Origin of the sequence: Candidatus Tisiphia endosymbiont of Ditula angustiorana (genome assembly GCF_964026425.1) — a bacterium.
GTDB lineage: Bacteria > Pseudomonadota > Alphaproteobacteria > Rickettsiales > Rickettsiaceae > Tisiphia.
On sequence record NZ_OZ032143.1, the window covers coordinates 1,125,974 to 1,140,090 of the forward strand.

Below are 14,117 nucleotides of genomic sequence, written 5' to 3' on the forward strand. Positions count from 1 at the left end.
AGATATAGATGAAATAGTAATAGATAAAAGGATTGTCAAAAAGGAGTGCCTGCAGTATTTATATTTTTAAACAAAAAAACAAACTACAGGCATGAAAAAAGATATCACAGAATTATATAGTTTTATAGATGATTTTTGTAAAATTTATTTGGAGTATGAACAGAGAAAGTTATTACCATCAAATAAGCAGAGAAATCGCTGTTGTAGCATGAGTTTAAGTGAAATGTTAACAATAATAATTATGTTTCATACATCCTATGCTAAGAATTTTAAATTTTTCTATAAAAGTTATATAGAGTGCATGCATAAGGATGATTTCCCTAAAGCCTTGAGTTATAATAGATTTGTTGAATTAATGGCACGATTATTCATACCGCTAAATATGTTGATTCATTTGTTGTTTGGTGAGGAAACAGGTATTTATTTTATTGACTCTACAACGATTAAAGCTTGTCACAATAAAAGGCGTTATAGCAATAAAGTTTTTAAAGGATTAGCCAAACATAGTAAATCCTCTATGGGGTATTTTTATGGTTTTAAATTACATGTAATAATCAATAATAAAGGGAAGTTTATGGCATTAAAAGTGACCAAAGGCAATGTAGATGATAGGATTCCAGTACCGGAGTTAACAAAAAGATTAACTGGAATTATAGCAGCTGATAAAGGTTATATTAAGCAAAATTTGTTCTTAAATTTATATGAAAGAGGCTTAAAAATGATTCATGGAATTAAGAAGAATATGGAAAATAAATTAATGGATTTGAAAGAAAAAATCTTACTTCGAAAGCGTAACTTAATTGAAACAGTTTTTGATTATCTAAAAAATAAAATGAACCTTGAACATACTAGGGTGTGTCATCAATTAAGTTGACAGGAGCGTTTATTTGTTGTGTAATAGAGAAAAAATTAAGGATAAATTTTCTCTATGCGTCGATATGCTCTACGTGACGATCAATGGGATCGGATTAAAGATAAGCTACCTGGAAGGGAAGAGTCTGTTGGTGTAACAGCCAAGGATAATCGCCTATTTGTAGAAGCAGTCTTGTATCGATATAGGGCTGGTATACCTTGGAGAGACCTACCTGAACGTTTTGGAGATTTTCGAGTGATTCACCTACGTCATTCAAGGTGGAGCAAGACAGGTGTGTGGAAAAAGGTTTTTGAGATGCTGGCTGAAGATGCTGATAACGAGTATGCCATGATTGATTCAACCATTGTTAGGGCTCATCAACATAGTGCCGGTGCTAAAAAAAAGAGTTAGATGATGACCAAGCAATTGGACGAGGTAAAGGGGGGCTGAGTACTAAAATCCATGCCACATGTGATGCTCTAGGGAATCCAACGGGATTCCATCTTACCCCGGGTCAAGCTCATGATTTGCAAGGATCTGATGTTTTGATGAATGAATTGACGAAAGCGGATGCTGTACTTGCTGATAAGGCTTATGATGCCGATGTACGTATGCGAGATAAGCTGAAAGATAAGGGATGTATAGCTGTGATTCCCCCAAAGAAGAATCGTGTGAATCCAGCTAAGTATGATAAGGACCTATATAAAGCTAGGCATTTGATTGAGAACTTTTTTGCAAAATTGAAGCAATATAGAGCTATTGCAACACGATATGACAAAACATCTCAGAACTTTTTGGGTGCTGTTTATATGGCTTCCATGGTAATTTGGCTCAATTGATGACACACCCTAGTACTAAAACCAAAATTACTCATATTGATCAAGGTTTTAATTTCTTAGGACAGAATGTACGGAAATATACTCGATGAAAATCAACAATTGCGTTGTTGTTGTCCAAGACCTGCGGTGCTCACGTACTAATGTACGCTGTGCTCCTCGGCTTGGACACTCCTAGCACTTGTTGATTTTGATCTTCGTCTACCAACTCTTCATTTACGAGCAGTATATAATGGCAAGTTTCTTATCAAGCCATCTAAAAACAACTTACAAAACGTCATAAGAAAGATAAGGAAAATTGCTAAAGATAATAAGATGATCAAACAAGTTTTATTGATAACTATGCTCAACCCTATTATCAGGGGTTGGACTTTATATCATAGACATATAGTTGCTAAAGAGAGTTTCAGTAAATTAAGGCACGAGATATTTAAGATTGTATGGCGATGGTCTAAACGTCGGCATCCAAATAAGAGTAGTAACTGGGTTAAGAATAAGTATTTTAAGTTTATAAGAGGTGATGCTTGGAGATTTGCTTGTATAGCTGACAAGCCAAAATTAGGGGAAGAACCAATTATTTATAAGCTTATTGACCCAGCTAAACTACCTATTAAGCGACATGTAAAGATTTTGTCCGAAGCTAATCCATATGATAAGCAATGGGATGATTATTTTGAAAAAAGATTAAAACATAAAATGTATGAATCTTTATCAGATAACAGAAAATTATTAAGTCTATGGAATAAGCAAAAAGGTAAGTGTCCGAATTGCACGCAAATCATCACATTAGAAACAGATTGGGATATACATCATGTTATCCCAAAATCAAAAGGTGGTGATAATAGGAGCTCAAATTTGATGATGCTACACATCAATTGCCATAAACAGATCCATAATCGGAGATTCAATGTTGAAGCTGGTTCTAAATAAATTGGGCTTTAAGAGGCTTGAGCCGTATGATGCGAAAGTATCCTGTACGGTTCTTAGGGGATGGGAGAAAGGTAACTTTCTTTCATTACCCGACTCATTAAAAAAAAATAAGCCTTCAACAAAATTTGATTTTAATCTACATGTTCTCAATATCCTTATCCCGAATTGACGTTAATTAAATCGATTTGTTGTATGAATTATTTACTAAATTAAATCCGGGAATTGGTATAACTATTTATAATAATAACAGAAATATTACTGATACCCCAAGTATTATTAATTTAAGAGTATCCAGCCATATACTCATAAAGCATAACTATCATAAATAGTTAATTAAATTAAATTATAAAATTTGTTGCTTTCCAAAATAAAACATGTTAACATGCCCGTCGTGATCCTTTATATGGAATTATATTTAACACAAACACAAAATTATGGATAGAAAAAGCAAAAAAGAATCTAGTAGTATTATAAGTCAGCAAAGCATTATCTCCACTCAATCTTCTAGTTCATCAACCAACTTACCTAGTAGTAGCAGTGCTGAAGTATTTCACTCCACACCTATGAATCCTTTACTTGTTACAAAAAAACATAAATCTTATATTTATAAGTTTTTAGAACATCTCTTTAAAATAGATATGAGTCAAGATGCGTTAGTAGATATCATAATTAATGAAGATATAAACGATAATCAAATCTTAATAGTAGGACGTCCTAAACTACTAGGAAGTTCAAAAAAACAAATGCGACATGTGACTCCATATGCTTTCATAGAAAAAGCTATTAAGGAAATGGTTGTAGCAAAGAAAGAGCAAAGTGACTACATGGCTTATATGGAAAATATACTAGAAGCTATTAAGCCTATAATCAGCACTAAAGACGGAATATGTTTAACTACTGAGCAACATTCTAAACTAGTTGCTAACTCCACATTGCAAATTGAAGAACAAGAAATATTTAAACTATCTACTACTAGTAGAGAATATTACTTAATATATGACGATGCCCTTATAACACAATTTATAAATTGTAATGATTTTTCTCAAAACGAAAAAGATAAAGCTAAGACAGATTTTAGTTCTAAATTTAGCAAATATATCACTTATGGTATAAGATACCTCACTGAAGTAATACTGGATGCAAATGACCTTAATACTATAACAATGACTTGTGAAGGAATTGCAAGAATAATATTAACTTTATTTAATCAGGATAAGTATGCTGCTTTCCCTGACGAAGGTAATTCTTTATTGGAAGAGATACGTGTATATAAAAATAAAGATGATGCAAAAAAAGCAGCAACATTAAAATTAGAACAGCAGGAATATACTATAAAGTCTCACACTGAAATTACTAAATATCCCGTCCTACAATATGATGAGCGTATTAGAATTGTAAACAATGAGGGATCAATAGTTAAAAGAGCAGCGAAAGCATTAGATATTATAAATTCCTTAATATTTGGGAAACTAAATATTCACCACATAACAGAAGAAATGCATAAATATCAAGATCAATATAATACTAAATATAATTTTAATGTTAAAATAGGAGGTGTAAACCCTACTAATTCCCAATATAATACAAAAATTGATTTTGATAATAATTTACATAATATTTTTCAATTTCACGTTGCAAAGCATCTATACTCAGTGTTTGATTTTAAACCATTAGAAACAAAAGTATTGGCACCTAGACAAAAAGGTGAAGCTCATAATACTATTGCAGTATATCCTTCCGCCAGTGGAACAACAACAGCAAAATATTCAATACAAGAAGGAAAACTGTATAGAGAATTACAATATAATTCTAGAAAAGGTTACAATGATAATGCAATATTTCGTTCAAACATGGATAATAACACTATAAAAGACATACTACAAAAAAAAGTTACTACTCATATAATAATTTCACTAATACCTTTTAAAGGGTTAAAAACAGGATGTACAATAAATGATAGTCAAGAAGGGATGAAAGAAATATTCAATGCATTTCTAAAATTAGTACAAAATGATTATAAAAACACTAAAGATTGTCATGGGAAAACAATAACTTTGGATAACCAGTGGAAAGAACAAATTAATAGTGAGTATGTAAAATATAATGAGTCTATTAATGTAACTGGTGCATCTGAACCTATGATAGATAATTATGAATTAACCTAAGCTTGCAACGTAATTGCATCAATAGTTATTAAATTAAAAGGTATAATATATTTCATATCAACAAATTACAGGAGAACATTGTATGCCTAAAAGTAACTTACAAATGGTTTTAGAGGAAAATCATTCGAGATTTTTTATTCATAGCATTCTTAATAACCCTGAGCCTATTACTCAATGGGTAGAAGAAAATCTAATTAATGATAATCCCAACACAAACGCTCAGTCAAAAATTGCATTTTATGAAGCAGAAAAGTCATTAATTATAAAGTATATTGCTGAAAATAAATTTGATAGGTTATCTACGCTTATTAATGCTATTGATCATGAAAAGTTTAGTAATAATCAGAAATTAAAGCTAAATGAGTGTAGAGTTTTAGCAAACGCTATAATAGAAGCACAAAAATATAGATGCGTAAGAGAAGATGGAAATGCTATACATAGTGACCTTAATAAATTATTACGTACTAAATATCAAGAATTAACAGATGAATCTTACAAATCTAAGATATCAGAAATAGTAGATCAAGCTCTATTAATTGTCTGCCATGAACCATCAAAAGCAGTTACTACTATGGGAGATGATGGGGCAAGTGGTAGTATGGTAGATACTTTATAAGGCATCATAATATGTATAGTCAAGCAAGCTAGAGGAATTTCTCCTCTAGCTTCAAACTATACATAAGCCATTCATCTCATACGACCCTTATCTATTGGGTAATAAAGCAAGTAGAGACTAAATCCGATATTAGTTATTACAATGATTTTATATATTAAAGATACTAAGAGCAACTATTTCCTCTTTTTCTTATTTAAAATTATTATAACTTTAATAATGCAACAATATACTATTCCTATAGTAGCGTAAATTATAACTTGAAGAACCAATAATCGTACTTGTCTTTTCAATGGTCAAGTTCCAATATTATGTATAACTTTAGCTTAGGTCAGTAATTATTTAATGCATAACTTAGTAAAATTTATTTTTATAACAGGAGGAGTAGTTTCTTCATTAGGTAAAGGTGTTGCTAGTGGGATTATTGGTGTCTTGTTACAGGAATATGGATATAGGGTGCGTTTAAGAAAACTTGATCCCTACTTTAATATTGATTCCGGTACTATGCAACCTAATGAACATGGAGAGGTTTTTGTAACTGAAGATGGAGCAGAAACTGATTTAGACCTAGGTCATTATGAGCGTTTTACTGCTGTTAATACTACAAAACGTGATCATGTTACAGCTGGTAAAATATACTCTGATTTATTATTAGGGGAACGCCAAGGTGCCTACCTTGGCAAAACAGTACAGGTCATACCTAATGTTACTAACCTAATAAAGGAATTTATTACTTCTAATCTTAATAAGGAAGATTTTATTATTTGTGAAATTGGGGGTACAGTAGGAGATATTGAAGCCCAACCTTTCTTAGAAGCTATCCGTCAGATTCGTTATGACCTAGGTAAAGAGAATACAGCTTTTATTCACATAACTTTAGTACCATATTTAAGAGTAGCAAAAGAACTTAAAACCAAACCAACTCAACATTCTGTCAAAGAATTAAGAGGAGCAGGTATTCAACCAGATATACTACTTTTAAGGTCAGAAAAACCTCTTCCTATTGACATAAAACAAAAAGTAGCTCTTCATTGTAATATAAGTCAAGAAAGAGTAATTCAGGCATTAGACCAAAAAAATATTTATAAAGCTCTTACTGCATATAGAGGTGATAATTTATGTGTACAGATATTAAAGCATTTTGGAGTAGCCCCTACAATTTTAGCTAATACAAAAAAATGGAATAATATTGTTAGACAAATTTCGAATTTAAAAACACACATTACCATTGCGATTGTCGGAAAATATATGAAAACTAAAGATGCTTATAAGTCGGTAACTGAATCATTAATGCATGCGGGAGTTGCTAATAGGTATAAGGTAATAATTAAGTGGGTTGATGCAGGTGAAATAACAGAAGAAAATATTACGGAAAAACTTGCGGACAGTGCAGGAGTTTTAGTTCTTGGTGGTTTTGGAGTACGTGATACGGAAGGTAAGATCCTAGCAATTAAGTATGTTAGGGAGAATAAAATACCTTTTGTAGGGATTTGTTTAGGCATGCAATTAGCATTAATTGAATATGCAAGACATGTATTAAATATAAAAGATGCTACTTCTTCTGAGTTTAATATTAAAGGGACTAATATAATATGTAATATGAAAGAATGGATTAGAGGTAGTTTAATAGAAAATAGAGAAAACAGTCAACAAGTAGGTGGAACAATGAGATTAGGAAGTTATCCGTGTTCTATTATAAATGATACACTTGCTTATAAAATTTATAAAAAAACAAATATTACAGAGAGGTATAGACATAGATATACTTTTAATATGATGTTTAAAAAACAATTTCAAAATACTGATATGATATTTAGTGGTTATGCATCTGATAATGATATGGTTGAAATTGTTGAATTGTTAAAACATCCATATTTTATAGGAGTGCAGTTCCATCCAGAGTTAAAATCTAGAATATTTGCCCCTCATCCACTATTTGTAGAATTTATTAAGTCTGCAAGCTCTAGCCTACGGTTTGGTGTTTAGAACAGAATGTAGGATGATCATTTACACAGGTTGCTTGCATGAAGGCATAAATAATTTTAGGTTCAATAAATGGAGTCCAGCTAAAAATGGGGGGTACGTCTTGATGAGTATCTGTTCAGGTGAACGGCATGCCTTTAACCTCTTGATATACGCAGATTTCGCTGTCAAAGAGCTAAATTAAACACTTGTCTGCAATCCCATATCCTAACGTTAAGAATTTTTATTATGTGGTAAAATTATTCTTCTTGAAACCCTGATCCTGTAAAGGTTTGCCACGTACTAAATAGATACCTTGATGAACAGGAATACAAGACGACTATAAAAATAAGACCAAAGATTGAAAGGCTAGTATCTAGGGCAATGTATTTTTGTTACTTTGGTAATTTTCAAAAATTAGGTACAGGAAATTTAGCAAGATTCAATTTACTAAATTGCTTCTGCTGTGAATTTGAAAAAATTTATCAAATCCATTACGTTTTTTATAAAGTTCAGAGATTGGTCTTCACTTTATCCTAAAACTTCGTTTTAGGATAAGTATGTTATTGTTATCAGTCAATAATTTCGATATTTGAAAGCTACCATTTTATTTAAAATAACCTAAGTTCGATATAAGAGTAGAAGGATTATATAAAGATATAAGGGTTGCAGTGTAGTGGGAAGTGAATTAAAGTTACTAATTTTAACTGACAATTAAAGAGGTAACTATGTTCGCTTCCCTAGAGAAAATATTCTGCTCAATTGATGATTTTTGCAAGTATTTTGATAAAAATAATCAAAATTATTTTTTAGCAAATTTAGGCAAGAAAAGAAATAAGCCCTGTAACATGAGTTTAATGTAAAATGCTTCGTCAAAAGATTTTCAACTACAAATAACGGAGCATTTATGACTGTAACAAACTTTTTATCAGAAGTCAAAGATCCAAGAAACATGCGTGGGAAAAGGTATAATTTAGCAGCGATATTGCGGTTAATTGTTGCAGGTTTGTTGTGTAATTGTAATAGCATAGCGTCTATAGCAAGATTTAAGAAATTTTTAAGTAAAAAACTGTTACAGAATTTAGGTTTTTATAATGCTATTACGCCATGTTATAGTACATTAACTATAATGTTACGTAAGATAAATCCAAAGGATTTACATGATGCGATTGTAAAAGTAATTAGCGGAATGAAGGAAACTAAGGAGTTTCAGGAAGTGCATATAGATGGTAAGACTCTGAGAGGTAGTAAGGATTTAGAGAATAGAGCAATACAAGTTTTAACTGGTTTTAATAATAAAACTAAGTATGTAATTAGTTTTGAAGAAATATTGAATAAAGACGAAAATAAAGCAATGTTAGAAATACTACAAAATTTGACATACAAAGGGCAAATATCACTGCCGACGCAGCCTTTGACCACTCAGATATATGCGAAGAAATAATTCAACAAGGTGCTGATTTTGCTATATGTTTAAAGGGCAATGAAGCAAATTTGTTGCGAACAACAGAGCAAGCTTTTAGCGATAGCAAGCAGGAAAATGTACGAACTTTTGAGAAAGATGTTGAATATAATCATGGTCGTATTGAACAACGAAAAATAGAAGTGATAGATATGCCTTGGGAATATCTAAATGGTCACAGGCATATAAAGCAATTATGTAGAATTACTAGAAGGCGTGAGCAAAAAACAAGGAAAATTATAGAGAAATACTTTCTGCAGCAATTTCTGGGGAGATATCTTTGATAGATAATCCGTTAATATTAGCTATAGATTCTAGGAAGTTTTTTATAGGTTCATAAATGTTAATACGTTTTTTTAATTTAAGCATAGCAATTTCCCATAGAGAAATTAAACTTAGAAATAATTGCGAGTTTTCTTGAGCTAAATTTATTTGTTGTTTAACATCTTCTGATAATTCTTCAGGTTGTAACAACGCCCATAGTAAAACATGGGTATCGAGTACTATAGGATTATTCATGTTCTACGTTCCATTTTTCGTCAATTGGCTCTAATATATCAGCTTTTATCTCAGCTTTATTTTTAAGCATTCCAAATAATGAAACTTTTTTGGTATCAATTGGTAATACTTTAGCTATTGCTTTCTCTCTTTTAGTAATTATAACTGATTGTCCATTAACTTGTAGTTTTTCAATTATTTCAAGACAATGAGACTTAAATTGGCTAATAGCTATTTTAGTAGACATTCTTTTAACTTATAATAAATATATAATTTATAGTATAATTAGTTAAATGTAATAGTCAAATATATTTATAATATTTATTGTAGGTTAATTTAGTCAACATTTGATTATATTAACTTAGTAGTTATAATATACTGCTCGTAAATGAAGAGTTGGTAGACGAAGATCAAAATCAACAAGTGCTAGGAGTGTCCAAGCCGAGGAACACAGCGTACATTAGTACGTGAGCACCGCAGGTCTTGGACAACGACAACGCAATTGTTGATTTTCATCGAGTATAGTAGTTAAGATTTATCTATCTAATACTAATTATCTTTCAATACAGAATTAATAGGATTAATAATCCAGTTCCAACTAGTGATAGACTTAATAATTTGAGGACTTGCTTCATATTTTAATATAGCATCCGACATTCTATTTAATACATCCTCCATTGAATGGAATAGTTTGTTGTAAAAGAACTTTTCTTTTATTTCTTTCCATATATTCTCAGCAGGATTTAGTTGGGGAGACAAAGGTGGAAGATGATGAATCATTATGTTTTGTGGTATTGTTATAGAAGTTTGACATGATTTGATGCCCCATCACATATCAACAAAATAAACTTATCAGGATGTCTTGTGGATAATTCTTGTAAAAAAATATTCATACAGTCTAATGTCATAGAAGGTAAGATTAGCATATCCGATACTCCAGTAATTGGACAAAATGCTCCATAAATATAACTATACTCCCGGATAACTTGTTTGGCGACAGCAGGTCTGTTGCCTTTGTAACTCCAACATCTTTTTATATCATTTATCCTTCCAAAACGAGACTCATCTTGAAACATCACTTGTAACTCAAGCCCCTGTGATTTAGATTGTGTATTTGCGGCGGTAACCACTGAGCTGAAGTTTTTTTAAAAGCTTCCATCTCATCTTTATTTTGCTTTGGATGATGGGGACGAGGGAAAACTTTACGCCAACAATGACGATGTAAAATTTTGTAGATTGCTGATTTAGTTACTTTCTTTTGCAAAACTTCTTCATATTTTTTCTGTATTTCTCTGACTACTACAATTTCCCCTTGTGATGCTCTATGATTAAAAGATTCCAGTATTTTACTTTCAGTAGCCTCGTCCATATAGCAATGATTCCTACCACCTCTTTTAGTTTCTTTTAATACTGATTCTCCGAGTTTGTAATAAGCTGTATGAATTTACCTAACTCGACTAATACTTAAACCGGTAATTTCAGAAATCTGCTTAGGTAAATATGAAAACTTGGCACGTAAATAAATACATTGAATCTTACGAAATGCTATCATATCTGAGGCTGATTTTAACAAAAATTCCATCCGACAAACTGTTTCTGATGGATAAACATATTGATAACCTGACATTAGGCTTCTTTCGAAACTAGACAATGATGTAGAATGGTGTTATAAATATCTGATTTGAAGTAATAATATGAAATTCGATCAGATTAAAGAGTTAGAGGATGAAAAATTTCGTCGATTAACAGGAGTAAAGAAGGGAACATTCTCAAAGATGGTGGATATTTTGAGGCAAGCTGATGGTCTTAAGAAATCAAAAGGTGGGCGTAAAAATAAGCTCAATTTGGAGGAACAGTTGCTGATGGTCTTAGAATACCTTAGAGAATACCGTACTTATTTCCATATAGGTCAGAACTATGGGATTAGTGAAAGTTCAGCATATAAAGCTGTTAAATGGGTAGAAGACACCCTAGTTAAACACCCAAACTTTGCTCTTCCAGGTCGTAAAGCTCTAATGAAGAGTGATATGAATTATGAAGTAGTCTTGATTGATGCTACTGAGAGTCCTATAGAAAGACCCAAAAAAAACAAAAATTCTATTATTCAGGAAAGAAGAAAAGGCATACACTAAAAACTCAAATAGTGGTAGACAAGAAAACACACCAAGTAATATGTACAGATTTTTCTAACGGTAAAAAACATGACTTTAGATTATTTAAGGAATCCAAAATTCTTATCCATCCTAAGGTTAAAGCGATTACTGATACAGGATATCAAGGTATACAAAAAATTCACAATAATTCTGAATTACCAAAGAAAAAAAGCAAGAAAAATCCTTTAACTAAAAATGATAAAAAGAATAATCGTAGGTTAGCAGGAGAAAGAGTTCTAGGGTGTGTCATCAATTAAGTTGACAGGAGCGTTTATTTGTTGTGTAATAGAGAAAAAATTAAGGATAAATTTTCTCTATGCGTCGATATGCTCTACGTGACGATCAATGGGATCGGATTAAAGATAAGCTACCTGGAAGGGAAGAGTCTGTTGGTGTAACAGCCAAGGATAATCGCCTATTTGTAGAAGCAGTCTTGTATCGATATAGGGCTGGTATACCTTGGAGAGACCTACCTGAACGTTTTGGAGATTTTCGAGTGATTCACCTACGTCATTCAAGGTGGAGCAAGACAGGTGTGTGGAAAAAGGTTTTTGAGATGCTGGCTGAAGATGCTGATAACGAGTATGCCATGATTGATTCAACCATTGTTAGGGCTCATCAACATAGTGCCGGTGCTAAAAAAAAGAGTTAGATGATGACCAAGCAATTGGACGAGGTAAAGGGGGGCTGAGTACTAAAATCCATGCCACATGTGATGCTCTAGGGAATCCAACGGGATTCCATCTTACCCCGGGTCAAGCTCATGATTTGCAAGGATCTGATGTTTTGATGAATGAATTGACGAAAGCGGATGCTGTACTTGCTGATAAGGCTTATGATGCCGATGTACGTATGCGAGATAAGCTGAAAGATAAGGGATGTATAGCTGTGATTCCCCCAAAGAAGAATCGTGTGAATCCAGCTAAGTATGATAAGGACCTATATAAAGCTAGGCATTTGATTGAGAACTTTTTTGCAAAATTGAAGCAATATAGAGCTATTGCAACACGATATGACAAAACATCTCAGAACTTTTTGGGTGCTGTTTATATGGCTTCCATGGTAATTTGGCTCAATTGATGACACACCCTAGTATTTTTGCCACCATATAGTCCAAATCTGAACCCAATTGAGAGATTATGGAAGTTTATGCACCGTATTACAACTAATAATAAATTTTATCATAATTTTGAACAATTTTCGGAAGCAATAAACAAATTTTTTAGCAACATCGGTGATTATAAAGATAGGTTACGTACCTTAATAAACGATAATTTCCAGACTATTACCGTTAACCATTTCTGTAACTCTTCAGGTTAATTGAGTATATGCTAAAACGGTTCAAAATTATTGCTGACAAATATCGAAATAGACGTAAAAGATTCGGTCTTAGATTTAATTTGATCTCTGGCATTTATAATTTTGAACTACGTTAACCAGTTTCGAAAGAGGTCTAATGGTTTTCATTATTTACCTATGGCTTTGATCATATCAAAAATGCTTTTTATAGTCACCTTTTTGGTTAAAACCCCCAGCTTCAGCTGGGAAAGACTTCAGTCCTTGTTCTAATATTTCAATTCACTATAACTTGAATATATGATATTTTAATATACATAAGAGCTTGTTCTTATGTATATTAAAATCATATATGACAGTATAATGGCCCCCAAAAACTGGACTGGTAAAAATGAAAAATGAAATATAATTTCACAACGAAAAAATGGAAATTATATGTCTAAAAAAGCAACGCAATATAGCGCAACAGAAAAAACAAAAATTGTTCTAGAAGCAATAAAAGCTGAAATGACAATAGCACAAATAAGCAGTAAATACGGGGTTCATGCAACTCAAATACAAGTATGGAAAAAAAGAGGTATAGAAAATTTAGTAAGTGGTTTTCAAGTTAAGCCCGCAACCAAAGATCCAGATAGTAAAGAACTGATAAAACAATTATATGAACAAATAGGACAGTTAAGTGTTGAGCGAGACTGGCTGAAAAAAAATCTACATTGTTTGGGCTTGGAAACTAGGAAAAGTATGATTATAATTGTAGAAATCTAAGCATTGCAAGGCAATGTGATCTACTGTTAATTAATAAATCTACTTATTATTACAAGGCAAAAGGAATAACTGCAAGAGACTTAGAAATAATGAAAACAATTGATGAAATCTATACAGAGCATCCGTATTTCGGGGCGAGAAGAATGTCTAAGCATCTTGTACCATTTAGAATTGTTATCGGTCGCAAAGCAGTAAGTCGTTATTATGGAATAATGGCTATTGAAGCTGTTTATCCCAAAATAAATTTAAGTAAGCGCAACCAAGCTCATAAGGTATATCCTTATCTTTTAAAAGGAGTTGAGATTACCAAGACAAATCAGGTATGGAGTATCGATATAACTTATATTAGAATGGCACAAGGATTTGTCTATTTAGCAGCAATCATTGATTGGTTTAGTCGTTATATTCTGAGCTGGAAGGTGTCTATTATCTTAGATAGTGATTTTTGTATTGAAGCACTAGAAGAAGCTATAGAACAACATGGTCAGCCAGAGATTTTCAATACGGATCAAGGTTCTCAATTTACGTCAAATAATTTGTAGAAGTCAAGATTTGATCTTACAGACAGCATAAATTAACTTATC

At 32.0% G+C, this 14,117-nt stretch carries 17 protein-coding genes and 2 pseudogenes; 13 read left to right on the forward strand and 6 right to left on the reverse strand.

Annotated elements, in window-relative coordinates:
• Nucleotides 1–91: 91 nt before the first annotated feature.
• From AAGD29_RS05360 to AAGD29_RS05390, 7 genes are all read left to right on the forward strand, one after another.
• The gene (locus AAGD29_RS05360) at nucleotides 92–874 is read left to right on the forward strand and encodes an IS982 family transposase (protein WP_341757349.1); all 783 of its coding nucleotides are present in this window, start codon (nucleotides 92–94) and stop codon (nucleotides 872–874) included.
• Nucleotides 875–928: 54 nt separating this feature from the next.
• Nucleotides 929–1,692, forward strand: a protein-coding gene (locus AAGD29_RS05365) for an IS5 family transposase (RefSeq protein ID WP_341757317.1) whose coding sequence is annotated in 2 segments (ribosomal slippage) — nucleotides 929–1,261 and nucleotides 1,264–1,692 — 762 coding nt in all. Because the reading frame shifts where the segments join, the coding sequence is not laid out codon by codon here.
• A 276-nt stretch (nucleotides 1,693–1,968) separates the two neighbouring features.
• Nucleotides 1,969–2,619, forward strand: a complete 651-nt coding sequence (locus AAGD29_RS05370) for a group II intron maturase-specific domain-containing protein (RefSeq protein WP_410521193.1) — start codon at nucleotides 1,969–1,971, stop codon at nucleotides 2,617–2,619.
• 434 nt (nucleotides 2,620–3,053) lie between these two features.
• Nucleotides 3,054–4,784 (forward strand): hypothetical protein, encoded by a 1,731-nt coding sequence (locus tag AAGD29_RS05375; protein WP_341757350.1) that lies wholly within the window; start codon nucleotides 3,054–3,056, stop codon nucleotides 4,782–4,784.
• An 82-nt stretch (nucleotides 4,785–4,866) separates the two neighbouring features.
• A complete protein-coding gene (locus AAGD29_RS05380) occupies nucleotides 4,867–5,400 on the forward strand; it encodes a hypothetical protein (RefSeq protein WP_341757351.1) in 534 nt (177 codons plus the stop codon).
• A 342-nt stretch (nucleotides 5,401–5,742) separates the two neighbouring features.
• Nucleotides 5,743–7,383, forward strand: a complete 1,641-nt coding sequence (locus AAGD29_RS05385) for a CTP synthase (RefSeq protein ID WP_341757352.1) — start codon at nucleotides 5,743–5,745, stop codon at nucleotides 7,381–7,383.
• 883 nt (nucleotides 7,384–8,266) lie between these two features.
• The gene (locus AAGD29_RS05390; RefSeq protein ID WP_341757353.1) at nucleotides 8,267–8,803 is read left to right on the forward strand and encodes a transposase family protein; all 537 of its coding nucleotides are present in this window, start codon (nucleotides 8,267–8,269) and stop codon (nucleotides 8,801–8,803) included.
• A 255-nt stretch (nucleotides 8,804–9,058) separates the two neighbouring features.
• Here the strand turns inward: AAGD29_RS05390 and AAGD29_RS05395 are convergent, their stop codons facing one another.
• The 6 genes from AAGD29_RS05395 to AAGD29_RS05420 all read right to left on the reverse strand — a co-directional run bounded on the left by AAGD29_RS05395 (nucleotide 9,059) and on the right by AAGD29_RS05420 (nucleotide 10,946).
• A complete protein-coding gene (locus AAGD29_RS05395; protein ID WP_341757354.1) occupies nucleotides 9,059–9,340 on the reverse strand; it encodes a type II toxin-antitoxin system VapC family toxin in 282 nt (93 codons plus the stop codon).
• Entirely contained in the window at nucleotides 9,333–9,566 is a 234-nt protein-coding gene (locus AAGD29_RS05400) for a type II toxin-antitoxin system Phd/YefM family antitoxin (protein WP_341757355.1), read from the reverse strand. Before AAGD29_RS05400 ends, AAGD29_RS05395 begins: the two co-directional genes overlap by 8 nt.
• A gap of 302 nt (nucleotides 9,567–9,868) precedes the next feature.
• Nucleotides 9,869–10,099, reverse strand: coding sequence for a transposase (locus AAGD29_RS05405; RefSeq protein WP_341757356.1), 231 nt, complete (start codon nucleotides 10,097–10,099; stop codon nucleotides 9,869–9,871).
• A gap of 17 nt (nucleotides 10,100–10,116) precedes the next feature.
• Complete coding sequence (locus AAGD29_RS05410; protein ID WP_341757357.1) at nucleotides 10,117–10,395, reverse strand: hypothetical protein; 279 nt, start codon at nucleotides 10,393–10,395, stop codon at nucleotides 10,117–10,119.
• Nucleotides 10,395–10,688 (reverse strand): winged helix-turn-helix domain-containing protein, encoded by a 294-nt coding sequence (locus AAGD29_RS05415; RefSeq protein ID WP_341757358.1) that lies wholly within the window; start codon nucleotides 10,686–10,688, stop codon nucleotides 10,395–10,397. The genes AAGD29_RS05410 and AAGD29_RS05415 overlap by 1 nt, the downstream gene beginning before the upstream one ends.
• A 75-nt stretch (nucleotides 10,689–10,763) precedes the next feature.
• Nucleotides 10,764–10,946 (reverse strand): hypothetical protein, encoded by a 183-nt coding sequence (locus AAGD29_RS05420; RefSeq protein ID WP_341757359.1) that lies wholly within the window; start codon nucleotides 10,944–10,946, stop codon nucleotides 10,764–10,766.
• A 67-nt stretch (nucleotides 10,947–11,013) separates the two neighbouring features.
• On the opposite strand from AAGD29_RS05420, the pseudogene AAGD29_RS05425 reads away from it, so the two are divergent.
• The 6 genes and pseudogenes from AAGD29_RS05425 to AAGD29_RS05450 all read left to right on the forward strand — a co-directional run.
• A pseudogene (locus tag AAGD29_RS05425) lies at nucleotides 11,014–11,711 on the forward strand (IS5 family transposase); the annotation flags it as partial.
• A 77-nt stretch (nucleotides 11,712–11,788) separates the two neighbouring features.
• Nucleotides 11,789–12,552, forward strand: a protein-coding gene (locus tag AAGD29_RS05430; RefSeq protein ID WP_341757317.1) for an IS5 family transposase whose coding sequence is annotated in 2 segments (ribosomal slippage) — nucleotides 11,789–12,121 and nucleotides 12,124–12,552 — 762 coding nt in all. Because the reading frame shifts where the segments join, the coding sequence is not laid out codon by codon here.
• 18 nt (nucleotides 12,553–12,570) lie between these two features.
• A complete protein-coding gene (locus AAGD29_RS05435; protein WP_341757360.1) occupies nucleotides 12,571–12,792 on the forward strand; it encodes a transposase in 222 nt (73 codons plus the stop codon).
• Between the two features lie 8 nt (nucleotides 12,793–12,800).
• Nucleotides 12,801–12,908: pseudogene (locus AAGD29_RS05440) on the forward strand (IS5/IS1182 family transposase); the annotation flags it as partial.
• Between the two features lie 295 nt (nucleotides 12,909–13,203).
• Nucleotides 13,204–13,533 carry a hypothetical protein gene (locus AAGD29_RS05445; protein WP_341757361.1) on the forward strand — a complete coding sequence of 110 codons (330 nt, stop codon included), beginning with the start codon at nucleotides 13,204–13,206 and terminating at the stop codon, nucleotides 13,531–13,533.
• A gap of 29 nt (nucleotides 13,534–13,562) precedes the next feature.
• Nucleotides 13,563–14,075, forward strand: coding sequence for a DDE-type integrase/transposase/recombinase (locus AAGD29_RS05450; protein ID WP_341758762.1), 513 nt, complete (start codon nucleotides 13,563–13,565; stop codon nucleotides 14,073–14,075).
• Nucleotides 14,076–14,117: the final 42 nt, after the last annotated feature.